Origin of the sequence: Chryseobacterium sp. RLHN22 (assembly GCF_051011795.1) — a bacterium.
GTDB lineage: Bacteria > Bacteroidota > Bacteroidia > Flavobacteriales > Weeksellaceae > Chryseobacterium > Chryseobacterium zhengzhouense.
Window position 1 is genome coordinate 109,029 of record NZ_JBPCHW010000009.1, and the last position, 23,508, is coordinate 132,536.

26 protein-coding genes and 1 tRNA gene are annotated in these 23,508 nt (G+C 33.9%); 18 read left to right on the forward strand and 9 right to left on the reverse strand.

The annotated features are described in order from the left end of the window. Nucleotides 1-218: 218 nt before the first annotated feature. Together ACR1PN_RS11245 and ACR1PN_RS11250 are read left to right on the forward strand one after the other, a co-directional pair. Complete coding sequence (locus tag ACR1PN_RS11245; RefSeq protein WP_433980109.1) at nt 219-983, forward strand: enoyl-CoA hydratase/isomerase family protein; 765 nt, start codon at nt 219-221, stop codon at nt 981-983. A 115-nt stretch (nt 984-1,098) separates the two neighbouring features. Continuing rightward, nucleotides 1,099-1,836: a hypothetical protein gene (locus ACR1PN_RS11250; RefSeq protein WP_433980110.1), complete on the forward strand. Its 738-nt coding sequence runs from the start codon at nt 1,099-1,101 to the stop codon at nt 1,834-1,836. A gap of 93 nt (nt 1,837-1,929) precedes the next feature. On the opposite strand, the gene ACR1PN_RS11255 is transcribed toward ACR1PN_RS11250, so the two are convergent. After that, nucleotides 1,930-2,475 carry a GNAT family N-acetyltransferase gene (locus tag ACR1PN_RS11255; RefSeq protein WP_433980111.1) on the reverse strand — a complete coding sequence of 182 codons (546 nt, stop codon included), beginning with the start codon at nt 2,473-2,475 and terminating at the stop codon, nt 1,930-1,932. Between the two features lie 131 nt (nt 2,476-2,606). Further along, entirely contained in the window at nt 2,607-4,208 is a 1,602-nt protein-coding gene (locus ACR1PN_RS11260) for a class I SAM-dependent methyltransferase (RefSeq protein ID WP_433980112.1), read from the reverse strand. A gap of 101 nt (nt 4,209-4,309) precedes the next feature. Here ACR1PN_RS11260 and ACR1PN_RS11265 point away from each other — a divergent pair, with 101 nt between their 5' ends. The 10 genes from ACR1PN_RS11265 to ACR1PN_RS11310 all read left to right on the forward strand — a co-directional run bounded on the left by ACR1PN_RS11265 (nt 4,310) and on the right by ACR1PN_RS11310 (nt 10,624). Next, a complete protein-coding gene (locus ACR1PN_RS11265) occupies nt 4,310-4,927 on the forward strand; it encodes a hypothetical protein (protein WP_433980113.1) in 618 nt (205 codons plus the stop codon). Between the two features lie 74 nt (nt 4,928-5,001). Then, nucleotides 5,002-5,379 carry a four helix bundle protein gene (locus ACR1PN_RS11270; RefSeq protein ID WP_433980114.1) on the forward strand — a complete coding sequence of 126 codons (378 nt, stop codon included), beginning with the start codon at nt 5,002-5,004 and terminating at the stop codon, nt 5,377-5,379. 46 nt (nt 5,380-5,425) lie between these two features. Further along, complete coding sequence (locus tag ACR1PN_RS11275) at nt 5,426-5,716, forward strand: winged helix-turn-helix domain-containing protein (protein WP_433980115.1); 291 nt, start codon at nt 5,426-5,428, stop codon at nt 5,714-5,716. A gap of 63 nt (nt 5,717-5,779) precedes the next feature. After that, the gene (locus tag ACR1PN_RS11280; protein WP_433980116.1) at nt 5,780-6,070 is read left to right on the forward strand and encodes a hypothetical protein; all 291 of its coding nucleotides are present in this window, start codon (nt 5,780-5,782) and stop codon (nt 6,068-6,070) included. 125 nt (nt 6,071-6,195) lie between these two features. After that, complete coding sequence (locus ACR1PN_RS11285; RefSeq protein WP_433980117.1) at nt 6,196-7,044, forward strand: metallophosphoesterase; 849 nt, start codon at nt 6,196-6,198, stop codon at nt 7,042-7,044. Nucleotides 7,045-7,323: 279 nt separating this feature from the next. Beyond that, nucleotides 7,324-7,623 (forward strand): hypothetical protein, encoded by a 300-nt coding sequence (locus ACR1PN_RS11290; protein WP_433980118.1) that lies wholly within the window; start codon nt 7,324-7,326, stop codon nt 7,621-7,623. 31 nt (nt 7,624-7,654) lie between these two features. Continuing rightward, nucleotides 7,655-8,140: a Coq4 family protein gene (locus ACR1PN_RS11295; protein ID WP_433980119.1), complete on the forward strand. Its 486-nt coding sequence runs from the start codon at nt 7,655-7,657 to the stop codon at nt 8,138-8,140. 22 nt (nt 8,141-8,162) lie between these two features. Then, entirely contained in the window at nt 8,163-9,539 is a 1,377-nt protein-coding gene (locus tag ACR1PN_RS11300) for a DUF4153 domain-containing protein (protein WP_433980120.1), read from the forward strand. Next, complete coding sequence (locus ACR1PN_RS11305) at nt 9,517-10,065, forward strand: hypothetical protein (protein ID WP_433980121.1); 549 nt, start codon at nt 9,517-9,519, stop codon at nt 10,063-10,065. The genes ACR1PN_RS11300 and ACR1PN_RS11305 overlap by 23 nt, the downstream gene beginning before the upstream one ends. 43 nt (nt 10,066-10,108) lie before the next feature. Further along, nucleotides 10,109-10,624, forward strand: a complete 516-nt coding sequence (locus ACR1PN_RS11310) for a hypothetical protein (protein ID WP_378180663.1) — start codon at nt 10,109-10,111, stop codon at nt 10,622-10,624. 77 nt (nt 10,625-10,701) lie between these two features. Here the strand turns inward: ACR1PN_RS11310 and ACR1PN_RS11315 are convergent, their stop codons facing one another. From ACR1PN_RS11315 to ACR1PN_RS11325, 3 genes are all read right to left on the reverse strand, one after another. Beyond that, on the reverse strand, nt 10,702-11,610 hold the full coding sequence (locus tag ACR1PN_RS11315) for a hypothetical protein (protein ID WP_433980122.1): 909 nt from the start codon (nt 11,608-11,610) through the stop codon (nt 10,702-10,704). Between the two features lie 275 nt (nt 11,611-11,885). After that, nucleotides 11,886-12,335 carry a D-aminoacyl-tRNA deacylase gene (dtd, locus tag ACR1PN_RS11320; RefSeq protein WP_433980123.1) on the reverse strand — a complete coding sequence of 150 codons (450 nt, stop codon included), beginning with the start codon at nt 12,333-12,335 and terminating at the stop codon, nt 11,886-11,888. Continuing rightward, a complete protein-coding gene (locus ACR1PN_RS11325; protein WP_433980124.1) occupies nt 12,335-12,793 on the reverse strand; it encodes a hypothetical protein in 459 nt (152 codons plus the stop codon). Before ACR1PN_RS11325 ends, dtd begins: the two co-directional genes overlap by 1 nt. 108 nt (nt 12,794-12,901) lie before the next feature. Here ACR1PN_RS11325 and greA point away from each other — a divergent pair, with 108 nt between their 5' ends. From greA to ACR1PN_RS11355, 6 genes are all read left to right on the forward strand, one after another. Continuing rightward, nucleotides 12,902-13,372: a transcription elongation factor GreA gene (gene greA / locus ACR1PN_RS11330; protein ID WP_378180651.1), complete on the forward strand. Its 471-nt coding sequence runs from the start codon at nt 12,902-12,904 to the stop codon at nt 13,370-13,372. 22 nt (nt 13,373-13,394) lie between these two features. Further along, nucleotides 13,395-13,784, forward strand: coding sequence for an HIT family protein (locus tag ACR1PN_RS11335; RefSeq protein WP_378180648.1), 390 nt, complete (start codon nt 13,395-13,397; stop codon nt 13,782-13,784). A 64-nt stretch (nt 13,785-13,848) separates the two neighbouring features. Further along, on the forward strand, nt 13,849-15,036 hold the full coding sequence (gene clpX, locus ACR1PN_RS11340; RefSeq protein ID WP_378180645.1) for an ATP-dependent Clp protease ATP-binding subunit ClpX: 1,188 nt from the start codon (nt 13,849-13,851) through the stop codon (nt 15,034-15,036). A 72-nt stretch (nt 15,037-15,108) separates the two neighbouring features. Further along, the gene (locus ACR1PN_RS11345) at nt 15,109-17,112 is read left to right on the forward strand and encodes a T9SS type A sorting domain-containing protein (protein ID WP_433980125.1); all 2,004 of its coding nucleotides are present in this window, start codon (nt 15,109-15,111) and stop codon (nt 17,110-17,112) included. A gap of 366 nt (nt 17,113-17,478) precedes the next feature. Beyond that, nucleotides 17,479-18,765, forward strand: coding sequence for a TlpA family protein disulfide reductase (locus ACR1PN_RS11350; protein ID WP_433980126.1), 1,287 nt, complete (start codon nt 17,479-17,481; stop codon nt 18,763-18,765). A 44-nt stretch (nt 18,766-18,809) separates the two neighbouring features. Next, a tRNA-Met gene (locus tag ACR1PN_RS11355) sits at nt 18,810-18,883 on the forward strand. A gap of 526 nt (nt 18,884-19,409) precedes the next feature. On the opposite strand, the gene ACR1PN_RS11360 is transcribed toward ACR1PN_RS11355, so the two are convergent. From ACR1PN_RS11360 to ACR1PN_RS11375, 4 genes are read right to left on the reverse strand one after another with little or no spacing between them, the layout of a single operon-like run. Then, nucleotides 19,410-20,465, reverse strand: a complete 1,056-nt coding sequence (locus ACR1PN_RS11360; RefSeq protein WP_433980127.1) for a DUF3810 domain-containing protein — start codon at nt 20,463-20,465, stop codon at nt 19,410-19,412. Between the two features lie 2 nt (nt 20,466-20,467). Continuing rightward, nucleotides 20,468-22,231 carry an MFS transporter gene (locus ACR1PN_RS11365; RefSeq protein WP_433980128.1) on the reverse strand — a complete coding sequence of 588 codons (1,764 nt, stop codon included), beginning with the start codon at nt 22,229-22,231 and terminating at the stop codon, nt 20,468-20,470. Between the two features lie 39 nt (nt 22,232-22,270). Then, nucleotides 22,271-22,996, reverse strand: a complete 726-nt coding sequence (locus tag ACR1PN_RS11370; protein ID WP_433980129.1) for a lysophospholipid acyltransferase family protein — start codon at nt 22,994-22,996, stop codon at nt 22,271-22,273. A gap of 3 nt (nt 22,997-22,999) precedes the next feature. Next, nucleotides 23,000-23,458 carry a GtrA family protein gene (locus ACR1PN_RS11375; protein WP_433980130.1) on the reverse strand — a complete coding sequence of 153 codons (459 nt, stop codon included), beginning with the start codon at nt 23,456-23,458 and terminating at the stop codon, nt 23,000-23,002. Between the last annotated feature and the right edge of the window lie 50 nt (nt 23,459-23,508).

Genomic DNA, 23,508 nt, shown 5'->3' on the forward strand with positions numbered 1-23,508 from the left:
GAATTTTCATTTATGTTTAGAATCGTTAGAAAACCGTGTTAGAGGGAAATGTTCTAAGGTTTCCGCTTCGTTGATAATGGCAAAGTAAAATCTTTTTTAATAATTTGAATAGAGTAGAAATACTGATTTTTAGGAGAACTATTAATAAATTTTTTTGCATTAAATTTTTTAACCGAACAATTGTTAGTATTTTTGTTTGAATCCAATATCAAATAAAAATGAGTGATTTTGTAACATCAGAAATTAAAAATAATATTGCCGAAATTACATTCGGAACAGCAAAAAGCAATGCTCTTCCCGGAGCAATTCTTGAAAAATTGGCACAGACTATTCTTGACGAAGGAGCAAAAGATGAAGTAAAAGCAATTCTTGTAAAAAGTGAAGGTGAAAAAGCATTCTGCGCAGGAGCCAGTTTTGATGAGCTTTTGGCTATTGAAGAATTGGAAGCGTCTACAAAATTCTTCGGTGGTTTTGCTAAAGTTCTTAATGCCATGAGAAATTGTGGTAAAATTGTTGTTGTAAGAGTTCAGGGAAAAACAACCGGTGGTGGAGTAGGTCTGGCTTGTGGTGCAGATTATTGTTTTGCAACTAAAGATTCTGCATTGGCTTTAACTGAAATCAATTTAGGAATAGGTCCTTTCGTAATTGGTCCTTATGTGGAAAGAAAAATTGGGAAGTCTCAGTTTTCGGCAATGGCAATTGATGCAGACTTTAGATCTGCAGAATGGGCAGAACAGCACAATATTTATCACTCGGTGTCTGATACAGTTGCAGAGATGGATTCAAAAGTGGAGAAATTTTTAAATACACTTTCTTCGAGAAGTGAGGATGCTTTGGCTTTAATTAAAAAAGTGTCTTGGGAAGGAACGGAGCATTTCAACGAGTTGATGCCTGCAAGAATTCACATGAGTGCAAGCCTTATTCTGGAAGATTCTGCAAAGAAAAATATTGAAGCAATCAAAGAGAGATTGAGAGCTAAATAAGCTAAATTCATTTAAAAAATATGTAAACACCCTTTTTAAAAGGGTGTTTTTCCTTTAAAATCTGACCTTTTGTAAATGTAGTTTTGTAATCGGATAATTTATAAAACCTAACATTATGAGAACAAGATTTTTTTTATACCTATTTTCTGTAGCAACTTTAGTTTTAAGCTGCAGTAACGATGACGACGAACAAATAACAACTCCACAACCTGAAGCATTTACAATGGAAGGAGCAAAGGGAATGAGTACCGGAACAACTTCCACTGGGGGAACCAGTGCTCCTGCAGGATTTACCTGGAGTGAAATAAAATCTCCGCAATCGACTTGGGGATTTAGTGGAACGATTCCTGATCGTATGCTTGCAGATGATTTTGTAGTTCCATCTGGTCAGAAATGGAGTATCCAGAATATTTATTTTTACGCTTATCAAACCAATTTTTCAGGAACTACTTTCCCATTGAATGAATTGTATTTTGAGATTTATTCTTCCGATCCTTCGGTTGCCGGAGCAGTGAAAATTTATGGTGATCTTACATCAAACCGCTATGTTTCTTCTGAAGAGACCAATATGTACAGAATTTTGCAAGGACAAACTGATAATACAACCCGCAAAATTTATAAAGTGAAAACTCAGACACCCGATTTGAATCTTTCAGCCGGTACATATTGGATCAAGTGGGGTTCTAAAGCATCGAGCGGTATCCATTATTATCCTCAGCTTCCTCATGACGGAACTAAAGTAAACAACGCAAAACAGTTTTTAGTTTCTAATTCGACATGGACAAATCTTAATGATGGTGGACAGACTGTAAGTTTACCAATTGAAATAAGCGGAAACAAACTTCCTCAGTAAATAAATACTCCAAATCACAACAAAACCATTCTGAAGAGCAGAATGGTTTTGTTTTTTTAGTAGATTATTTTAAAAAGTAAATTTAATCAACTGTTAAGCTGTTTTATACTCTGATTTTAGCAAAGAATATAAAACGGAATCTTCAAATATTCCGTCAACCAAATAATGACCGCGAAGATTTCCTTCTCGTGTAAACCCAAAATGTTCTAATAATTTTTTTGAGGGTATGTTGTTCTCATCAATCAAAGCTTCAATTCTGTTAAGCTGCATTTCTTCGAAGCCAAATTCAATTACTTTTTTAACCGTTTCTTTCATAAAGCCTTTGTTCTTAAACTCATCAGAATTTAAAGCATAACCGATTTCGGCACGATGGTGTTGCGGATTCCAGGTGTGAAAACCACAATTTCCGATAATGGTATTGCTTTGCTTTTCTACGATTTGAAAATTCAGCATCTTTTGATTATAAGATTCATATCCTTTTTCATAAATTCTTTTTTGTCGGGCAAATTCTTCTTCGTTGGTAATTCCTAAAATTCGTTTAATTTCATTTTCATCATTTGTTTTGAAAATGGTATTCATCGTTTTAGAATCCAGCTTTTGAATAAGCAAGCGTTCCGTTTCTATGGTTTCAAATTTCATTGTTTTTCGTTTAAATTTAATGTATAATTGATGTTTAAGATTTAATTCTCACTGATGATGTAGATTTTGCAGATATAAAACAGTAAAATGAAATCTGCTTAATCAAAAAATCTGCGAAATTCATCAGGATTTTAACTTTTCAATAAATTAATTGAAACTGTTGCCAGTTCAGAATTCGGGAATTTTTTGAATAGATCTTTATCGGTTGTAAGGCCTGCTTCAAGGCAAATCTTTTTGAAAACATCCACTTCCAAGATATATTGGTCAGAAAAGCCATGGGTTGCTTCATAAGCGGTGGCCGGAGTTTTTCCTAAATTTTTGGCAGTTAGTTTTGAATCTAAAGCATGCAGTTCTATAATTAACAGTCCGTTTTTTCGAATGTAGGGGAGCCAAAGTTCGAGATGTTCTTTCAGGCTTTCTTCAACTAAATTATTGGGTAATCTTTTTCCACGATACGCAAACGCTCCCGTAGAAGTACTGATTCTATCGGGACGATTATTTTCCGGCGTTTTCCAGACCCTATTGTGGTCGAGGAAAGTTCTGATGTTCAATAAATCTGAAAGATCAATTTCATAATTTTCTTTTAAATCTTCAGCCAATTGCTGAGGATTTCCGATGTCGCCCCAAATTACCTTTGCCCAAATATCGTTGTTGATGAGGTTAGCTCGTGTCACTTTCAAAGCTGCCTGATTGTAATCTGCGCCTACCAGAAAAAGCGGATGTTCTTCAAGCATTTTTCCACGGAGCGTATGTCTTTCAATGGTTTCAAAAATGTGCTGGATGAAAGCGCCGTTTCCGCAACCCATATCGAGAACTCCTTTGGGCTGTAAATGAATCGGCTGATTGAAAATCTGAATAATAAAATCATTAGCAACTTTAAAATAATTAGCATGTGAACCGCCGCTACCCCAAACATTCATCGCACGGTCGACATGAATTTCATCTTCACCTTCTGCGATCTCTCTGATTTTGGAAGCATTTCCGAATAAAAGTTCATCCATTTTATTTAATAATGGAAGATAAGAAATGGTAACTCCATAGGAAGCGGCTCGTTTTGCAAAATAAATTCCGGTTTCGGTAAACTTATAGTTATCATTCAATTTTTTAAACCAGCCCAAATGAGCCATAAAGTCCAGAATAACCTCAAAATTCTCTGAATTTTTATGAAATTCGGCAGCCTGAAAAGAAGTCTCCATAAAGTATTTATGAAACATTCCCGTCATTCCGAGATGTACAATCACAGGACCGATGATGCAGCCTTCAATATGTTTTAAAATCTGTAACTGAACTTCCTTTTCTTCATTAGAATCAGAAAACTGAATTCCAAAATTATCTTTCACCGAATTGCTCAGCCCATTAAATTCTTCAATAAAAGAAGCTTCGTTGATTTGATTTTTAATATCTGTAGAGTTTTTTAAAAAAGATATTACCTTAAGATAAAGCAAACTGTATTTCTGTAGAAACTGCGTTTTTTCATTCACTGAAATCGTAATCGTATCATTTTCATTATCGACTTCATAATTAAGAAAATCTTGTGATGCTAATGCACGAATTGCCACATTCAGATAACCTTCATTGGCTTTAAACTCTTCTGAAAGTTCCTTTAAAAATATTTTTTCTTTTTGTATAATGAATGCAATGATTTCTTTTTTCAATAAAGAAGCAACAATTGGGGCGGTGACAACACCATCCAAATGTCTGAAAATTTCTGAACGCAAAATTTCCTTGTCCATAACTATGTTTTTTCTAAAGTTAAGAATTTAAAGAAATTACTTGAAGAAATATTTTGGGATTTCAAAATTAATTATAACTTTGTAATTCAAAGTTCTTTTATATGGAATCAAAAAACTATCGCGAAGACTTATTACACATTCGTTCCATGATGGAGCGCTCTTCAAGGTTTATTTCATTAAGCGGATTATCCGGAGTGGTTGCCGGTTTGGCGGCAATCTTAGGTGCTGCATATGTTTTTTATGTTTTTAAAAGAGAAGGGCTGGATTATTTTGATGGTGAAAGAAGAATTTCTAATACAAGTATTGTCAATGAATTAGTGATTACGGGAACTATTATTTTAATTATTGCTGTTTTAAGCGGATATTTTTTCACAGCCAATAAAAGTAGAAAGAAAGGTTTAAAAATTTGGGATGCGACAACCAAAAGACTTTTGTTTACCTTTGCAATCCCTTTGGTGACAGGCGGATTTGTTTGTTTAGGTTTATTATATCATCATCTGTTTTCATTGGTTGCGCCGGCTACATTGATTTTCTATGGCTTAGCATTAGTAAATGCAGAACGATATACTTTAACAGACGTAAAATATTTAGGATTTTGCCAAATTGGTTTGGGATTGATTTCCTTATTCTTTTTAGGATGGGGATTGATTGCATGGACAATGGGTTTTGGTGTTTTGCATATTGTGTATGGTTTGATTATGCATAAGAAGTATAAATAGTTAGTTAGTTAGTTAGTTAGTTAGTTAGTTAGTTAGTTAGTTAGTTAGTTAGTTAGTTAGTTAGTTTCTAAATTATGGGAAATATTATTTCGTTTAGGGATTTGATTGTTTGGCAAAAATCACATGCACTTGTTCTGGAAATTTATGCAATAAGTTCAGCATTTTCCAAAGAAGAAACTTATGCTTTGACAAATCAATTGAGACGAGCGGCAGTTTCCATCCCAGCTAACATTGCAGAAGGATTTAATAAAAAAACTTTACCAAATAAACTTAATTATATTTCTCATTCCGAAGGCTCATTGCAAGAGGTGAAGTATTATTTTATTCTTGCAAAAGATCTTAATTATATTAATAATGCAACATTTGAAAATACTATCAGTTCATGTGATGAAATTGGAAAGTTATTAAACGGATATATTAAAACAATAAAGAATTACTATCAGAAGAAGTAATTAATACAACTAAAAAACTTTTTAGCTAAATAACTAAATACCAATAATGATTAACATCAGTCAACTCAATAAAGAATTCGAAAGCCGTGTAAGATTGGGCATTATGTCCGTTCTTATGGTTAATGATTGGGTTGATTTTTCTGAAATGAAAAGTTTGCTGGAAATTACTGACGGAAATCTGGCAAGTCACAGTAATGCACTTGAAAAGTCGAATTATATTGAAGTGAAAAAAGAATTTGTGGGTAAAAAACCAAAGACTTCTTATCGTGTAACTCAAAATGGAAGAACTGCTTTTACGGAACATTTAAATGCTTTGGAAAAACTGCTCGGAAAATAAACATATATTTTTTTGAATAATAACTTTGAAACACAAAGTACTTTATAAATAAAAATTAAATAAATGATAACACATAAACAAACAACATTAGCAATTTTTGCTGTTCCTGAACTTTTACTGGCAGCAGCATTTTTAGGAAATCTTTTTGTAGAAGGCTGGAACTGGTCTGGATTTGACTTTCTCGCAGCCGGAATTTTACTTTTCGGAACTGCAGGTTTAATAAGCCTGGTAAGAACTTTAGTTAAAAACAGGAATTACAGAATTATAATCAGTCTTGTGATTGTTGCTATCCTCGTTTTAGTTTGGATGGAACTGGCTGTAGGAATTTTCGGAACTCCATTCGCGGGAAGCTAAAATTTAAACCGGATAAGAAATATCTCGTTGATTGAGCAGATTTAGTGCATTCAAACCTCAAAAATCTGCGTAATCTGTTAAATCTGCGAGAACTAAAAAATTATTTCAGATAAATAAATTCAAAAATGACCAGGAAAAAATTTCTAAAAAGACTTTTGCAGGTTTCTGCAGTCGGAGCTTTCCCCTTTCTTTATTCATGGCAGATTGAACCGTTTTGGGTGGAATTTGTACAGAGAAAACTTCCTATTAAAAATTTGCCTAAACATTTAGAAGGGAAAATTTTAATGCAGATTTCAGATTTACATGTCGGAAACAGATTCGACTGGAATTTTCTAATAGAATCTTTCGAAAAAGCTCAGGAATTTAATCCGGATTTTGTGGTCTACACAGGCGACTACGTTAATCATGGAACAGCCGAAGACCATGAGAATTTGGAAAAAGTAATGCAGAAAGCTGTTTTCGGAACACTGGGAACTTTCGGAATTATGGGGAATCATGACTATGGCGAGAACTGGAAAGACCTCGGTTCTTCAGAAGAGATTGGTAAGATTCTGGAAATCAATGGTGTGACGATGTTGAAAAATCAACAGACAGAATCTTATGGTTTGAATATTATTGGGTTTGATGATTTATGGTCGCCCAATTTTGATCCGATGAAAGTGATGAAAGATTATAATCCTGAAAAAGCCAATCTTGTGCTTTGTCATAATCCCGATGTGTGTGATAAAGATGTCTGGAACGGTTATCAAGGCTGGATTTTAAGCGGTCATACTCATGGCGGACAATGCAGAATTCCGGGAGTGATTACTCCGATTCTTCCAGTTGCAAACAAAAAATATGTTTCCGGAGAAATCGATTTGGAAGACGGAAGAATGTTGTATATCAACCGTGCTTTAGGACACTCTTATCAGGTGCGTTTTATGGTGCGTCCGGAAATTACGGTTTTTAAACTTGAGCGTGATGAGGAAGGTTGAATTAAATAATGTAGCATTGATTTATTTCTGTGTGAGTTGGGTAATAGGAATTTTAGTTATACTATTTTCTTTGCTTGAAATTCAGGATGAACTTGTATTAGGATTATTGTTTTTATCTGCATTCAGTTTAATTATAAATCTTTTTTCAATTATACTTCTCTTTGTTTTGTATTACGTTTTTCCAGAAAATAAAACTGAATTCAAAAATTCGGCAATTCTCCTTCTTTTCAATTTTCCGGTTCTATCTGCTCTTTATATAATCTTAATAATAGCATAAATATGAAAAACTCAACGATTAAAAACATAGGGAAATTTACTTTTCTTATTTTCCTTATTCTCGGAAATATCTGTCTTTTCGGATATATAATTACAAAAAATGAAACTTTTGCAGCTTCAGGATTTACTGTATTGCAGCTAGGAATTCCGATTAACCTGTCTGTAATTCTGATTTTATTGGTATATGGTTTATTCCGGAAGATTCAATTAAAAGAATGTATGAAAGCATCATTAATCATTTGTATCAATATTCCCATTGCTATTCTGTATTTCTATTTGGGAATTTATTTAATGGGATTTTAACTCTAATTATTAATAATAAAATACATCAACTATGAAAAAAATACGCATCAAATTTCTCCTGTTCGTTTACGACAAAACACAAAAATTGTACAGAAAATATTTCAAAAAGAAAAAAAGACAATGGCAGTTTAATGAAAATCAACTGTTAGAATTTCATAAAGATTCTTTAGGCAGAAAATTAGGGGAATTTTATAAGAAACACGGTTTTACGATGATTCCCAAAATGGAAAATCACGATGTGCATCATTTGCTTACAGGATGTGGAACCAATTTCGAAGACGAAATCGCCATGCAGTTTCTTCTTTTAGGAAACGGAAAAGTTAATGCTCACCTTTTAGCGGCAATCGGTTTAGGAACGGTAATTCTTCCAGAATATTACAAAATGTATATCAAAGCCTACAAAAAAGGAAGAAATATGAGAGCTTTCCATCACGTCGATTTTGAATCTCTATTGTGGCAAAACTTTGAAAATCTTCAGAATTTTTTCAAACAAAAAGAAACTCCTGTTTTTTATTAACCTCAACCTCAATCTTAACCTCATGAAAACACATCACTATATATTTCTTAGCACCATCGCATTTATCATTTTATTTTATAATGAAAATGTAGGCTTAAATCTTGGCATTTTAGGCGTTTTGTACTCAATTTTAACGCTTATTAAAACCCCGGAAAGAAATCGCAGCAAAACTTTTCTTATGCTTTTTGCAACAAGCATTTTGTCGGGCATTGCATTTGCTTGGTTTGGCGACATCAGTTCGTTTTTGGCATTAACGATTTCCCTTTTGCTGCTTACTTTCCGGTCTAAAAACAGAAGATTGAAGAGTCTTTTTCTTCTTCCAGTTTTTGTAACTAATTTTTTCACATTCTTTTGCAGAGTTTTTAGCTTTGAAGACTGGCTTCCTAAGAAAAATATACCGAATCTGTTTCAGAAAATATTTGCTTTCATAATTGTCCCTTTAGTTCTTGTATTGGTTTTCTTTGGTATTTATGCGGGGGTTAGCGATCATTTTGCAAATCTTTTCAATGATTATGAATTTGAATTTGATTTTTGGCAGATCGTTAGGCTTGTTGTTTTTGGTTTTTTTATAGCTTTTAATTTTTGGAATTTCAAAATTGAAAAGTTCCTATACAAACAAAATCACATTTTAGATAATAGCTTTGACAACAATGATCATACTTTTAAATCCACTTTTTCTTTTATAGACCTTAATACAGAAAGAATCAGTGGTGTAATTTCTTTAATATTATTAAATATTCTGCTTGTTTTCTTTATCATTGCTTATAATTATGAGCAGTTTTATGAGGTAGTAAAAAGTCCGGTGCAGCTTTCTGAAGAAACCCATGAAAGAGTAAATTCAATTATACTTTCTATTATTCTGGTTATTTTAATGATGATGTTTTACTTTAAATCTACTTTTAATTTTGATGCTAAAGCAGGTTTGCTGAAAGCTGTTGCCAAAGTTTGGTTGTTTTTGAATGCAGTTTTGATTTTCTCAGCAATGATAAAAAATACAGAGTACATTACCAATTATGGTTTTACTTACAAAAGACTCGGAGTTTATGCTTTTCTGTTGTTGTCTTTGATCGGTTTGATGCTTACATTTATTAAAATTCAATACAAAAAAAGAAATGCTTTTCTCTTCAACTCGATGAGCTGGTGTTTTTATGGAATGGTTTTAGTATGCAGTTTTGTAAACTGGGGCGGAGTCATTACTTCCCAGAACATGAAGCGTTCTGATTTTGCAGTTGATTATCATTTGAAATCAATTTGGTTCAGCGAAAAATATCTTTTACAATATGCTGAAGAAAAGAAAGATTCAGAACTCAAAAATGAAATTTTAAAACAAATAAAAACTGAAAAGTCACCAACATTTTTATCTAAAATTCTTTATTATGAAACCATTCAACATAAATAACGTGAGTAATTCGGTACTTTTAATAGTTCCATTGTTAATTGTCTCCTGTAAAAAAGCTGTTCCGATGAAAGATAAAGAAGCCGATTCCATTATTGTTTCTGAACAATCTGCAAATACTTTACCTTCTGATTCGCAGGAATTAAAAATCAATAAAGACACTGTCGAAATGATTCAGAATAATGGCAGTGAAGTAAATGAGGTGAAAAACGGGCAAATCATTAAAGTGGTTGATGGCGAAAAGCTTCCCCTGCTGATTGATGAAAAGTTTACCGATAAAAACCAAAAACTGATACTGAAAATCAGGAATTATGAAAAAACAAGTCTGAAAGCTTCAATTCTGCCCCAAAACAATAATATGAATATCAGGTTTAATCAGATCAGAACACCCGACGGAAAATTTGATGGACCTTTTAGTCGGGATATTTCCTATGAAATCCCAAAGAGTGGTGAAGTGTGGTTAATTATAGGTAAAAACCTGATGGCGGAAGGAGAAATTGCTGGTGATTTCTCTGTGAGGGTAGAATAGATTTGGTACACTTTCTGCAAGGGTACATTTAAATTTTAATCCTATGAAAAATATATTTTCATTAGCAATGGTATCTTCCATAGCTTTGGTAAGTTGTGGAGCAGTACAGTCAATCGTACAGAATACTTTTCCTTATACAGCCAATGTTTTGGTTTCTACAGGAGTTCCTGCAGGTAAGGAGGTTTCATCTACATCAACAGCTTCAAATGTACAAACCTGGGTAGGTGGAAATAATAATGCACAAATAAAAGATGTAAGGATTTCGGATGCTAAAATTTCCGTTGTTTCACCGAGTGGTGGTACATTAAATGCTTTGAAGTCTGTAAAAGTCTATATCTCATCGAATGGAACAGGTGAAAAGCTGGTTGCCTCAAGATCGGATATTTCAACTAATTCTTCAAGCTTAAATTTAGATCTGAATAATGATGGCGGCTTCTTAGACAGTATTGTAAAAAGTACGGGTTTAACAGTAAGAACGGTTTATGAATTGAAAAATCAGACGAGTTCAGATATGAACCTGAAAGTATCGCTTAACTTCAGCAGTGTACCTGTAAGATAATTGATATTTTTACAACAAAAAATAAAGCTTTCCGACATTGGAAAGCTTTTCTTGTATATGGGTATGGTGAATTTGTGTTATCTGATTTTGTAAATTGACAGTTCTGCCGAAGCATCTGTTAATACTCCCAGAGCTAAACCTCCTGTAAGAACTCCAAACCTGATTCTTTCACCAGCATTAAACTGATAAATATGGTTTATTTGTCCTTGTGTCAGTGCGAGATTTCCTAATGATAGTGTAACATTTGGCAATAATGGCTGTAATGGGACAGTGAGATTTCCTAAACTAATGCCGCCGAAATAACGATAATCAATTGGTGTGGCAGTGGCTGGTAGACCTCCTGCTGGAGATTTCGTAATAATAAGTCCTGGCCTATTGGCCCCTAAAACTTCTAACCTTAAACCTTGTCCGGTTCGATAACTGTAATTAATTTGATATAGTCCCGTTGATGGAACAGTATAATAAGAATCACCAGGCGAAGTTGGTCCTGTACCAATTGTCGTGGATATATTTGCAATTCCAGCGACATCCAGATTGATGTCTACGACAGGAGTAGTAGTTGGAGTATTTACACTAGCAGTAGGGAGCGGTATTATTTGCACGGTATTATTCAAGAGATTTAAACCTACTTGTAACAGTGATAATCCACTATTTATTCTTGCTGCATATGCTCCATCACCCGTTCCTGTAGACGGAGTTGTTGTTGTTGGAAGTTTATTCCAAAGCCCAGTTCCTGTACCGTTTGATGCAGTTGCATCATAAATAAAGAGTCCTGTGCTGTTCACCGCAGCCGTTTTCGGTCCTGTAGTTCCTGCTGCAGAAGTGACATAGACTATAGCACCATTTTGACTTGGGCCATATGCACCTTCTTTTTCTCGCAATGAATCTCCTGAAATTCTCGGAGGTATGATTCCGTCCGGAAAGGTGAGCTCTGTTCTTTTCTGAACATGCAGTGTCGATTTGGGATTGTCGGTGTTAATTCCCACTTGAGCGTTTATGCAATAATTTAGCATAAAAAAAAGCATGATAAAATAGCAGTTTTTCATATTAAGGATTTTTAGTTTCGGTTCCTAAAGTTAAGAAAAATAATGCTATATTTTTAACGTAAATATGATTTTTTTACGAATTATACTGTATTTCCGTATTTGTACGGATGTTGTGGTATGTTTTTATGGTATTTATTATGAATGTTGCATAGAGTATTTCTATCGCGCAGCATTAATTCATTAGATAATGATAATTATTGTATAGATAGAGATGTCTACATTTTTGTAAATGAGTCGATTACGATCGTTACGGGACCGTCGTTTATTAATGAGACTTTCATATCTGCTCCAAAAATTCCGCTTTCTATCTTAAGGCCAGATTTTGAAAGTTCTGTTTTAAAATATTCAAAAAGGGGAATAGCTTTGTCGGGTTTTGCGGCTTTTATAAATGATGGTCTGTTACCCTTTTTGTAATCTGCTATCAGGGTAAACTGGCTGATGCATAAAATTTCTCCTTCAACATCCTTTACAGATAAATTAAGTTTATCGTTTTCATCACCGAAAATACGAAGGTTTAGAATCTTTTGAGTGATCCAGTCAGCATCTGCTTTTTCATCATTTTCATCTATTCCTACCAAAAGCATAAAGCCTTTTTCTATTTTCCCCACTATTTCATCATCTACTTTTACGTGAGCTTCAGAAACTCTTTGTACTACAACCTTCATTAATTATATAAGCTTAAATTTTTTGTAGTTGCGTCATAATTCCAGAAATATGTTTTCGGAGGGAGGGAAGAGCCTGTTGTTGGCTGTCCGCTTAATAATATCCAGGTTGCATTATCTTTTGGGCAAAGGATACTGATGCCGTCTTTTACTTCCAGAGTTGTATCATTGTCCGGACAAATGTGGGGTGCATTTCTGTCATATACTTTAAACTGTGCAGGATTATCGGCTGTTCTTACTACGATGAGGCCTCTTGTTCCGGCTTGCTGTTCATCCACATAAATCCAGCCTCCAACGAAGTTGAGGTTGTTGTAGGCTGCAAGATTTAGATTTAAATTAACGCTGATGGGTGTTAAAGGGAAGCAGCTTACGGTGTCTTCCCGACTGCTGCAGGAATTTATATTTAAAATACTGATTGTCAATAAGATGAAAATTGACATGATTGGAAAAGTTTTTTTCATTTGAATATAAATTTTTATATATTTGTAAAACAATAACGATTAACACGCAAAAACATTGTCCGGCAAATGTCGGATAATTTTTTTATACTAAAACTAAATTTTAAAATTATGGCAAGCTATGTAACCAAGGAAGGTTTGGACAAAATGAAAGCCGAGCTGGAACAGCTGGAAACGATTGAAAGACCAAAAATTACTCAACAGATTGCAGAAGCAAGAGATAAAGGAGACTTGTCTGAAAATGCAGAGTATGATGCCGCTAAAGAAGCACAGGGAATGCTTGAAATGAGGATTTCTAAACTTAAAGATGTGATTTCGGTTTCAAAAATTATAGACGAAAGTCAGTTAGATACTTCAAAAGTTTCTATTCTTACAACTGTGAAGCTCCTTAATAAAGATACAAAAAAAGAGCAGGTGTTTACTTTGGTTCCGGATAACGAAAGCGATCTGAAAAGCGGGAAAATTTCTGTAAATACGCCTATTGCTAAAGGATTATTGGGTAAAGTGGTTGGAGAAACAGCAGAAATTGTTCTTCCAAACGGAAATAAATTGTCGTTTGAAGTTTTAGATATAACTTTGTAGGCAAATTTTAAATGAAAATCATATGAGCTCAATTTTCACTAAGATTATCAACGGAGAAATTCCTGCATATAAAATTGCAGAGGATGAGAACTTCGTAGCATTTCTTGACGCAATGCCTTTGGTAAAAGGTCATACATTGGTTATTCCTAAAAAAGAAGTAGATCTGATTTTTGATCTGGATACGGAGGAATATAAAAATCTTTGGGCTTTTGCTCAGAAAGTCGCAAAAAAAGTGAAAAATGCAGTGCCATGCATTCGTGTTGGAGTTGCAGTGGTGGGACTGGAAGTTCCTCATGCTCATATTCATTTAATTCCTTTAAATAAAATGGAAGACATGAATTTCAGAAATGAAAGGCTTAAACTTAGCCCGGAAGAATATTCAGAAATTCAAAATTTAATTATTAATTCTTAACAAAAACAGAAAATCGTAAAAAAGTAATTTTTTACGATTTTCTTTAAAATATCTAAATTTAAAAATGAATCCAAACCAATGTTCTTTCTGTGGTAAAAAAAGAAATGAAGTGCAGATGCTGATTTCGGGACAGAATGGCTTTATTTGTGAAAACTGTATCGAGCAGGCGCATTCGATTGTAAAAGATACAGTTTCTTCTACAGGTTTTTCTCCTGCAGAAAGTATCGATGAGCTCAAAAAACCTAAAGAGATTAAAGAGTTTCTTAATCAATATGTTATCGGTCAGGATCAGGCTAAAAAACAGCTTGCAATTGCCGTGTACAATCATTATAAAAGACTTCTTCATGCAAAAGATGAAAACAGGGAGGTAGAATTGGAGAAATCCAATATCATTATGATTGGTGAAACCGGAACGGGAAAAACGCTTTTGGCGAAAACAATTGCCAAAGAACTTAATGTTCCTTTCTGTATAGTTGATGCAACAATTCTTACAGAAGCCGGATATGTGGGTGAAGATGTTGAGAGTATTCTTTCAAGACTTTTAATGGTTGCTGATTATGATGTTGAAAAAGCAGAAAAGGGAATTGTATTTATTGATGAGATTGATAAAATTGCAAGAAAATCAGACAATCCGAGTATTACAAGAGATGTTTCGGGTGAGGGTGTTCAGCAGGGGTTATTAAAGCTGTTGGAAGGAAGTATTGTGAATGTTCCGCCACAAGGAGGAAGAAAGCATCCTGATCAGAAGTATATTCAGGTAAATACACAAAATATTTTATTCATTGCGGGTGGAGCCTTTGACGGGATCAAAGAAATTATTGAAAGAAGAATGAATAAGCAGGCTATTGGCTTTAGTTCAGAAAAAATCAATAAAGTAGAAGAAGACGAATATATATTAACAAATATTAATGCAATAGATCTTCGCTCTTTCGGATTAATTCCCGAACTTTTGGGGAGATTTCCAATCATTACTTATCTCGAAAAACTCACCAAAGAGACAATGATAAGAATTATGAAAGAGCCTAAAAACTCAATCATCAATCAGTTTGTGGAACTTTTCAAAATGGATGGAACAAAATTGGTGTTTACTGATGAAGCAATAGAAAGTATTGTGGACGAAACCATGGAGAAAGGTTTAGGAGCGAGAGGATTGCGCGGAACTACTGAAAAAGTGCTTGAGGACTATATGTTTACAGTGGGTGAGCATGATGAAATTATTTTAACAAAAGATAATATTTTGATTAATAAGTAATTTTAACTTTTTTTTTAGAAAAAAATTATATCTTTGCAAAGAATATTGTACTAACACAAAAACTGAGATACAATGAAAAAAAATTTATTAACTATAGGGCTTTTAGCTATTGGGTTATCTGTTCAGGCGCAGGTACTACTTCATGTAGACGATACTGCTAAGATGTATGTAAGCAATGGAACTCTCGTGTATAACGGAGGAGGTCTTCAAACAAAAGGTTCCGGAAACATTGACCTTTATGGGAACATGATGGTCGTAGGTAGTGGTAGTGGGGGATCTGATGTTGTCAGAACACTTGAAAACAATGGGACTGATTTGAAAACAAGTGGTGCGAATATCGTACTTCGTCTCAATCCGGGAACTCCCGTAAGTGCAACGTATGGTCAGCTTTACATCACCGGAATTTCTCAGGGAAATATCACGGGTATTGTTGATAAAGAGTATGCTGCTACAAAACACGGTGCATATCAGCAACTTGGTATCCCTTTCATTGGAAAATCTTTTTTAAGTTTAGGTACTGAGCTTGGTAATGGTACAAATGCTTTTAATAATACCAGATGGGGAGGAAAAGAAATTCTTAAATGGAATAATGCCGCTTTAAGATTTGACGGTTCATCTGTTCCTACAGCACCTGTTACTAGTGTTAATGGTATTACGATTGATGCTTTATCTCCTACTTCAGTTACAACAGCTGCGGATAGAACCGCCTATTTTACCGTCGGTACAACAGGCTGGACAACCGTGGATTCTCGAACGGTAAAAGGAACTCCCTATGCTGACGGCATTAACGGAGCAGCTAATATGGCTTTAAATTCTGCTCCACAATTGGCTGTTAATTTTGGTGCCGGAGGTAATGGACAGAATTATTACTATGAAAAATATAATACCTATATCTGGGATTCGTTTGATAATACTACTGCAGCCTGGACAGGAAATTGGGGTAAGTTTACCTATCAATTCTCCAATCCGTATTTAACCAATATAGATTTGTCTCTTATCGGCTACAACGAAGCAGTTGCGATTACTGACAATAATAATTTATCAAACATTTGGGGAATTGCTGTTGATCCTCAAAATGTAGCTTATAATTCAACTACTGGTACAACATCCTCTTATGCTGGACAACAACAGATAACTTTTGATGCTGACAGTAGAGTACCAACAGGAAACTATGATGCATTAGTTGTAAAACCATTGGGTACTTTCAAGATTAAGTTAAGAAATTCGACAAGTCAATCTTTAGACTTTGATAATCTAAGAAGGTTTAGTGCAACTCCAAGAGCGGCAACTACATCATATGGGGTTACTGCTGCTAAAAATACAAATACGGGTACTATCAAGCAATTAGGAGTTTTAGCTTTAGATGCTAATGGCAATCAGATTGGTGAAACTTATTATGTGGTTTCCCCTAATTATGCTACTGGGTACATACAAGATCCAAGCGTAAGCTCTGTACAAGCTCTTACTACTCCTTCTGCTATTATTCAGACCTTTGAAGAAACTGCAGCAGGAGGAATAGATCAAAATTATTCTTCAACATATAGATTGTATATTAATGAGGCGAACGAAACGAATTATCTTGGTAAAAGAATTGATATGAGTGTTTTCGGAAATAATATTGCCTCGTTAAAATTTCAGATCAGAGAGAATGGAAGTTTGATTGCAGATAATAGCCACGCTCTTTCAGGCGGAACAGGTTTTTATTATAGTGTAGGTAATGGTCAGGTTGTACAGGTTAAACAAGGAGATGTTATTCCGGTAGCAAATTCTAATTATGGGCTGTATTATGGTGCGCCTCAAAATGTATTAAATACTAATGAAGCTAAACCTAAATCCAGAACTCTAATTACCTATCATCCTGCTATAGAAAATTATATTGTTCGTTTTGATCCGGAATGGAAGTCTGCTTCTATTGAAGTTTTTGACGCAAGTGGAAAGCTCGTTATTTCAGAGAAATCTGTTAAAACAAATTCAGATTATGTAATTAAATTAGACGCTCAGCTTAAAGCAGCATATGTTGTGAGGGTTGTGGGTAATGATGGAACTATTGTAAACTCCAAAATATTAATTAAATAAAAACGAAATGATGAGATTTTTTAATAAATTACTTTTAATACTATTTGTTGCATCCTTTAGTTTAATATATGCACAGGGTAACGGCCCTGGTGGACAACCCCCTTGTGGAACTGCTATCACCCCACCATGTGCACCCAAATCGCCTATTGATATGTACGTGTATATTTTGGCAGCAGTAGCAATTCTTGGAATTGGTTTATTCGCTACAAGATATAAAACTCAGAAAATATAAAAATTATATTAAAATATTTAAAGCTCTCTGATTAGTCAGAGAGTTTTTTTTATTTTTACATAATGAATCGCTGTCCCAAGTGTGACTAATATATGAAATGCGATTAGTATTACTTAAAAGATTAATATCTACCTATGAAAAAGATATTTGTATTATCATCTATGTTATGTGCATTTTCTCTGCAGGCACAATTTTCAATAAATATTCAGACGGAGCCGGGATTCAATGAGCAGGAAGCTATTTTATATACCTTAAATGGTTCTAAAGATATTGTTGTTACAAAAGAAAAAAGTAAAAATAATGTCTGGACTTTTAAATATCCGAAAAGCTATTCCGGGATGATGAAGGTATATTTTCCCAATACCAATAATTCTGTAAGTTTTATTTCCGAAAATAAAAATGTCAGCATTAAGCTTGAAACAAAGGCAAATAAAGTTCAAAATGTTATTTACCTGGACGAAGCCAATGAATTGATGAGCAGTATACAGGAAACTTCTCAAAAAAAGGAATTAATTCTTCCCGCATTAGGTCAAATTAAAGAATATTATAAAGACGATACGGACTTTGGTAAGGCGTTAATTAGTGAAATAGGAAAGTTATCGGGAACTGCAGGTGGAGTAGACCAGGCAAAGCATCCGTTTGTGTATTTTTACAACACCAATTACAATAAATTTTTGTCTAATGACGCTAATAAGAAAGTAACGCAGGAAGAAATCGTTAATTTCATCGACAAATCAAATGATATGCTTGAGAGCTCGTCTTTACTAAGGCCAATTCTTGTTTCTTACCTAAATGTTGGTGGAAATACGAATGTTGCTCAGTCTGTAGATGCTTTAATTAATAAATTGAATGTAGAAACTCCACGAGGTCAAACCGTTCTTTCGGAGTTAATTGATATTTTTGATGTGTATGATATGAATGATTTCAAAACAAAATATCTTACACTGGCTAGAAATTTAAAATGCACAATAAACGACCGTCTTGCGTCAACCTTAAAGTCAAATGCTGCTACAGACTTAGGAGCTGTTTTTCCTGAGTATAAATTCCATTCACCGGTAAATACTACCGCCAAGACAATTGCGGATGTAAAAGCAGATAAAAAGGTGATTGTATTCTGGTCTTCCACATGCTCACATTGCGAGAATGAATTGCCAAAGCTTTTGGCAAAATATAAAGATCTTCAGGCTAATAATATCCAGATTATAGGACTGTCTTTGGATACGGATAAAAATTCTTATACCACAAAAATAGCTGCTTTTCCTTGGATTAATGATTCGGAATTAAGAGGATGGAACAGTTCTTTTGCAGAAATTTATAATATTCATGCGACACCGACCTATTTTATTTTAGATGCTAACAATAAGATAATCAGCAAACCCAATCATGTTGGTGATGTTTTGGAGTATTTTAAGCTAAAATAATTTTGGAGGTTAGTAAATATTTTCTATATTTGCACCACCAAAACGGCGAGGTAGCTCAGTTGGTTAGAGCGCAGGATTCATAACCCTGAGGTCACGGGTTCAATTCCCGTCTTCGCTACAGATTCGAAAACCATAGACTTAGTCTATGGTTTTTTCTTTGACTTAATGATAAAAAAAACTATTCGAAATATCTGCTAATTAATTTGACAAAATTTTATAGATTTAATAGTTTATGCTTCACTCTGAAGCAATTTGTAATTCTTTTATTCCAATGATGCAAATCGAAATCATTATTTACCTATTTAAATATGTTTTTTGTATTAAAATTGGTTAATTTTTCTACTCATTTAATATTGGTGTTGTTTTTAAATTATATTTATTGTTTAAGCTCTATTTTATTAATTTTTCTCGTGTAATTAATATTTTGGCGATAACTGTAAATCCATATTTGGAGATAAATAAAAATTCAAAAACTTTCAAATCATAAAGTTTTCATAAAATTAAAAGAAAAAGCGTGATGACGTTTTGAAATTCAAAATAATGTTGTACTTTTACAACGCCTTGAATGAGGGAACAAGTCAAGGTAATAAATTTTTTTTCATCATTTGTGTTTTTAGAATCGTATCGCCTGATACGATTCTTTTTTATTTTTGATCAAGGCTTTTATAGCGAACCAATAAATCAATAAAATAAGAATAAGTAACGGAACCTTCCTGTTGATTACTTTTTAGAAAAAGATTATTAGTAAATCCGAAAAAGTCATTAAGCCATCCCTGATGCTCAGAAATGAATCTCTTTTCGTTTAATCTGTCTTTTTTCATTTCTTCAGAATAGTTTTCTAAGACATTTTTCACAAATTTTTCATCTTCATAAACAATCGAATTTAGCAGGCTTTTTAACGTAAAATATTCGGTGCTGTATTTAAGTTCGGAGTTCTTAGATCCAACTCCAATCAGATATCCTATAAAGTTGGCTTCCTGCTCCCTTGCATAGCCCAATTGATGCGAGCTTTCATGAGCTAAAGTGAAAGGTAAATAAGAAGGTGGTAAATTGGTATTATATTGCGCTTCTGCAGTAAAAGGGTTGTAGTACCCCAGAATGCCTGTAAAACTCATCATATCATCAAATAAACTAGGTTTAAACGAATTAATCTGACAAGTTTGCTTACTGGTAATGAATCTTGGGAGATTTTTCTGCTGTTTTAATATTTCTTTCTCGATCGAATTTAAGTCTTTAATAAGGAAAACACCATTTTGATCTTCCTGTACTAATCTTCTGGTTGCTTTTGCTTTTTTTAAATATTCAATAGCGAGAATCTTTCTTTTTTCAAGAGTGATGTCTGTTTTTGGCAGTTTTAAAATAACAGGCGTCTGAAAATACAAGATTCCCCAAAAAATTTGGTAAATGAAGTAAGTAATGTTTAAAACAATTAAAATTTTAAGTAAAGCTTTATTTCTGGTTTTCTTCCGGAATAATTTAATTATTAAATACATTAGAAAAACCCCGTACAAAATGTAGATTACATCTCCAATTGAAAACGGAATCCATGCGAATAAAAGCTGATGGGTTTTCTTTTGGATTTCAAATAGATTTTCAAAAAAAGAAACAGCAAATCTCAATTTTGAAAATATAAAGAACAAAAGAAATTGGGCAAGTAAAATACCCGCCCAAAATCTTTTTTTATGATATGATTTTAACATAATTAGTGTCCTCCAGATGTTGTTTCACCCATTACAATTCCTTGTTTTTTCAGAATTCTAGGCGTTAAGAAGCCATAGAAAGCCAAATATGCAAAACAGATAATAGGAATTATATAAGAGAAATGCGTCCATGTAATACCCATTACACCTTCGGGGCTTGTTTTATCAAAATCGCAGATCCAACCCTGAATAAGCGGGATAATTCCTCCTCCTAAAATCATCATGACAAGGAATGAAGAAGCTTTACCTGTATTTTTTCCAAGTCCTGCAATTGCAAGGTCGAAAATTGACGGCCACATAATGGAACAAAAAAGGCCTCCTGAAATAAAGAAATATTTAGCAATTTCTTTATCCGGATATACCAGTCCCAAAATCATCATGATAACGCCTGCAATTCCGAAAATCATAAGCGTTTTTCCAGCCATTTTCCCACCGATAAAACTCATAATAATAAATGCAAGGATCCAGAATGCGTAAACGTAAAAACTTGAAACATCTTTACCACTGAGTTCATTTGCGAAAATGATAATTGCAAAGGCGATGAAAGGAACTACAAATTTCATGACCGTATTCATTGTTTTAGACATGTTAAAAACGTTTATACTTCCGCTCCATCTTCCGATCATCAAGCTTCCCCAGTACAATGATACAAAAGGTGCAATATTGTGCTCCAATACACCTCCGAATTCTTTAGTGTGAAGTAATGCAGGAAGGTTACTGATGATAGAAACCTCTACACCCACATAAATAAAAATAGCAAGCATTCCTAAATAAAGCTGGGGGTATTTTAAAATGCTGAATTTTGCCGATCCGGTTTCTATTGATTCCTCCTCTTCTTTAGCAGGATCTTCAATTTTTGAAAATAGCATAAATACAGCAACCAGAATAAAAGCAATTCCTAATCCGATAAAAGGCATTTTTACCTGTTTAAGATGTTCTTTTACAAAGCCAACAGGATATTGGATGCTGGTAGATTTTTCTTTTATTTCACCCAGTTTTTTTGCGTACGCATCAACTTGAGAATCATTAGCAGAAAGATTTTGATCTATAGACTGTATTTCTGAATCTAATGAAGAAATATTTTTTTCTACAGTAGTTATTACTTCCTGTACTTTTGCAGGGTCATCCTGTTTATCTTTTTGAAGTTCGATAATATTTTGTGACAGTTCGTTTTTATGAGTGATGTACTCAGATTTTACAATTTCAATTTTTGATAGGTGATCTGTCTTCGGCTGAGAATCTTCTTTGCTTCCCATCCCAAATAGAATAATTCCTAAAAGGATTGGCCCAATGGTAGTTCCCAAAGAATTGATACCTCCTGCAAGCGTAAGACGGTGAGCTCCTGTTTCCGGACTTCCCATCTTAATGGCAAGCGGATTAGCAACAATCTGCTGTACGGAAAATCCTAATCCTACAATAAATAATGCTGACAGGAAAAACCAGAAATTGGCAGCCAGTGCAGCCGGTACAAAAAGAAATGCACCTACCGCAGAAAGGCATAGACCTACCGCCAAAGTTTTTTTGTAACCAAACTTCTGGAGAATATCGCTTTTTAAGGAAATGATAAAGAATATCACGGATCCTACAAAATAGGCAACATAAAAAGCCCATGCTACAAGCTGGCTCTGAACCTGCGATAGAACAAACCATTTTTTGAAAACAGGGATGAGGATATCATTATTTGCCGCAACAAAACCCCAGAAAAAAAATACAACAATTAATGAGAGAAACTGCGACCACTTGGTCTGTTGAGTTTGTGAGTTCATATATTTGAATTAAACAACAAATATAATTTTTTTCTTTGATTAACTGTGTTCAGACAGTGTTTTTTTAATTGTCTCAAAAGCGGACAATTTTAGATCTTTTGGTGAACTTGTTGGTTCTAGGATATCATTAAAATATACTCTTACTTTTCCGGGGTAACCTTTAGAATGATCAAACGGAAACATTTCTTTTAAACCAATAAAAGTGAAAACTGCAATAGGAGAGTGGTGTTTTGAGGAAAGGGTAAAAGCGCCATCTTTAAATTCATCTAAAACAATAGAGGTGTCGTCGGGAACTCCACCTTCCGGAAAAATAACAATGCTGTTGCCTTCTTCCATTTTCTCGGCGCACCTTCTGTAAACATCGGCACGACTTCTTGCACTGCTTCGGTCAACCATTACACAGATTCTTTTATAAATCGTTCCGAAAATCGGGATTTTTACCAGTTCTTTTTTTCCTACATAACAAAGCGGATGATTTGGGAATAAAATGCACGGAAGCATAATATCCATAATCGAAGTGTGGTTTGAAATGACAACGTACTGTTTACTTTTATCAATTTTTTTATCGGTAAGATTAATGAGTTCGTATCGTAATCCCATTCCGAAAAACATTCCGAAACACCAAAGTCTGATGAGTTTGTAGGCGTATTTGTAATTTTTTTTATTAAAAGATAAAATGTAGACGGGTACTCCTAAAATAATTGTCAGAACAAATGCCAAAATAATCAGCCAGAATCTCCAGAGGTAATTTAAAATTGTAGTCACAAATCAACCGTTAAATATTACTTTTTTCTTTACCGAATAATTAAGAATAGAAACTAGTAAGATTGCCGCAATTTTACTAATGATTTCGGGACTCAAGGTATAAAAAATTAAATTGATATTGTCTTTAAAAATAAAGCTGTAAAAAACCTGGAAAAAAGTTAAACTTAAAATTGTCGAAATGAAAGACACTACCATGAAGTAGAAAAACTCTTTTTTCTTTGAATGTTTTCCTCTTTCAAAAACAAACCAGATGCTCAGGAAATAATTGAATAAAATTCCGCAGCTGGTCGATAAAATATTACTTAAAGGATAGTGTATTCCGTAAAAATTCTGCTCCTGAGCAATCATTTGTGGAAGGTAGGTACTGAAGATTTTGAAACTCCCAATTTCCACCACCGCACTGAGTCCGCCTGCAATAATAAATAATAATACCTGTTTTTGGCGTAGTAATAATGCTCTCATTTATTTTAATAATACGCAAATTTATAACTATATGTTAAACAGTAAAAAAA

Bases quoted from the DNA above. Each gene is read 5' to 3' on its own strand.
- ACR1PN_RS11245 (WP_433980109.1), top strand. From the start codon at position 219: ATGAGTGATTTTGTAACATCAGAAATTAAAAATAATATTGCCGAAATT.
- ACR1PN_RS11250 (WP_433980110.1), top strand. From the start codon at position 1,099: ATGAGAACAAGATTTTTTTTATACCTATTTTCTGTAGCAACTTTAGTT.
- ACR1PN_RS11255 (WP_433980111.1), bottom strand. From the start codon at position 2,475: ATGAAATTTGAAACCATAGAAACGGAACGCTTGCTTATTCAAAAGCTG.
- ACR1PN_RS11260 (WP_433980112.1), bottom strand. From the start codon at position 4,208: ATGGACAAGGAAATTTTGCGTTCAGAAATTTTCAGACATTTGGATGGT.
- ACR1PN_RS11265 (WP_433980113.1), top strand. From the start codon at position 4,310: ATGGAATCAAAAAACTATCGCGAAGACTTATTACACATTCGTTCCATG.
- ACR1PN_RS11270 (WP_433980114.1), top strand. From the start codon at position 5,002: ATGGGAAATATTATTTCGTTTAGGGATTTGATTGTTTGGCAAAAATCA.
- ACR1PN_RS11275 (WP_433980115.1), top strand. From the start codon at position 5,426: ATGATTAACATCAGTCAACTCAATAAAGAATTCGAAAGCCGTGTAAGA.
- ACR1PN_RS11280 (WP_433980116.1), top strand. From the start codon at position 5,780: ATGATAACACATAAACAAACAACATTAGCAATTTTTGCTGTTCCTGAA.
- ACR1PN_RS11285 (WP_433980117.1), top strand. From the start codon at position 6,196: ATGACCAGGAAAAAATTTCTAAAAAGACTTTTGCAGGTTTCTGCAGTC.
- ACR1PN_RS11290 (WP_433980118.1), top strand. From the start codon at position 7,324: ATGAAAAACTCAACGATTAAAAACATAGGGAAATTTACTTTTCTTATT.
- ACR1PN_RS11295 (WP_433980119.1), top strand. From the start codon at position 7,655: ATGAAAAAAATACGCATCAAATTTCTCCTGTTCGTTTACGACAAAACA.
- ACR1PN_RS11300 (WP_433980120.1), top strand. From the start codon at position 8,163: ATGAAAACACATCACTATATATTTCTTAGCACCATCGCATTTATCATT.
- ACR1PN_RS11305 (WP_433980121.1), top strand. From the start codon at position 9,517: ATGAAACCATTCAACATAAATAACGTGAGTAATTCGGTACTTTTAATA.
- ACR1PN_RS11310 (WP_378180663.1), top strand. From the start codon at position 10,109: ATGAAAAATATATTTTCATTAGCAATGGTATCTTCCATAGCTTTGGTA.
- dtd (WP_433980123.1), bottom strand. From the start codon at position 12,335: ATGAAGGTTGTAGTACAAAGAGTTTCTGAAGCTCACGTAAAAGTAGAT.
- ACR1PN_RS11325 (WP_433980124.1), bottom strand. From the start codon at position 12,793: ATGAAAAAAACTTTTCCAATCATGTCAATTTTCATCTTATTGACAATC.
- greA (WP_378180651.1), top strand. From the start codon at position 12,902: ATGGCAAGCTATGTAACCAAGGAAGGTTTGGACAAAATGAAAGCCGAG.
- ACR1PN_RS11335 (WP_378180648.1), top strand. From the start codon at position 13,395: ATGAGCTCAATTTTCACTAAGATTATCAACGGAGAAATTCCTGCATAT.
- clpX (WP_378180645.1), top strand. From the start codon at position 13,849: ATGAATCCAAACCAATGTTCTTTCTGTGGTAAAAAAAGAAATGAAGTG.
- ACR1PN_RS11345 (WP_433980125.1), top strand. From the start codon at position 15,109: ATGAAAAAAAATTTATTAACTATAGGGCTTTTAGCTATTGGGTTATCT.
- ACR1PN_RS11350 (WP_433980126.1), top strand. From the start codon at position 17,479: ATGAAAAAGATATTTGTATTATCATCTATGTTATGTGCATTTTCTCTG.
- ACR1PN_RS11360 (WP_433980127.1), bottom strand. From the start codon at position 20,465: ATGTTAAAATCATATCATAAAAAAAGATTTTGGGCGGGTATTTTACTT.
- ACR1PN_RS11365 (WP_433980128.1), bottom strand. From the start codon at position 22,231: ATGAACTCACAAACTCAACAGACCAAGTGGTCGCAGTTTCTCTCATTA.
- ACR1PN_RS11375 (WP_433980130.1), bottom strand. From the start codon at position 23,458: ATGAGAGCATTATTACTACGCCAAAAACAGGTATTATTATTTATTATT.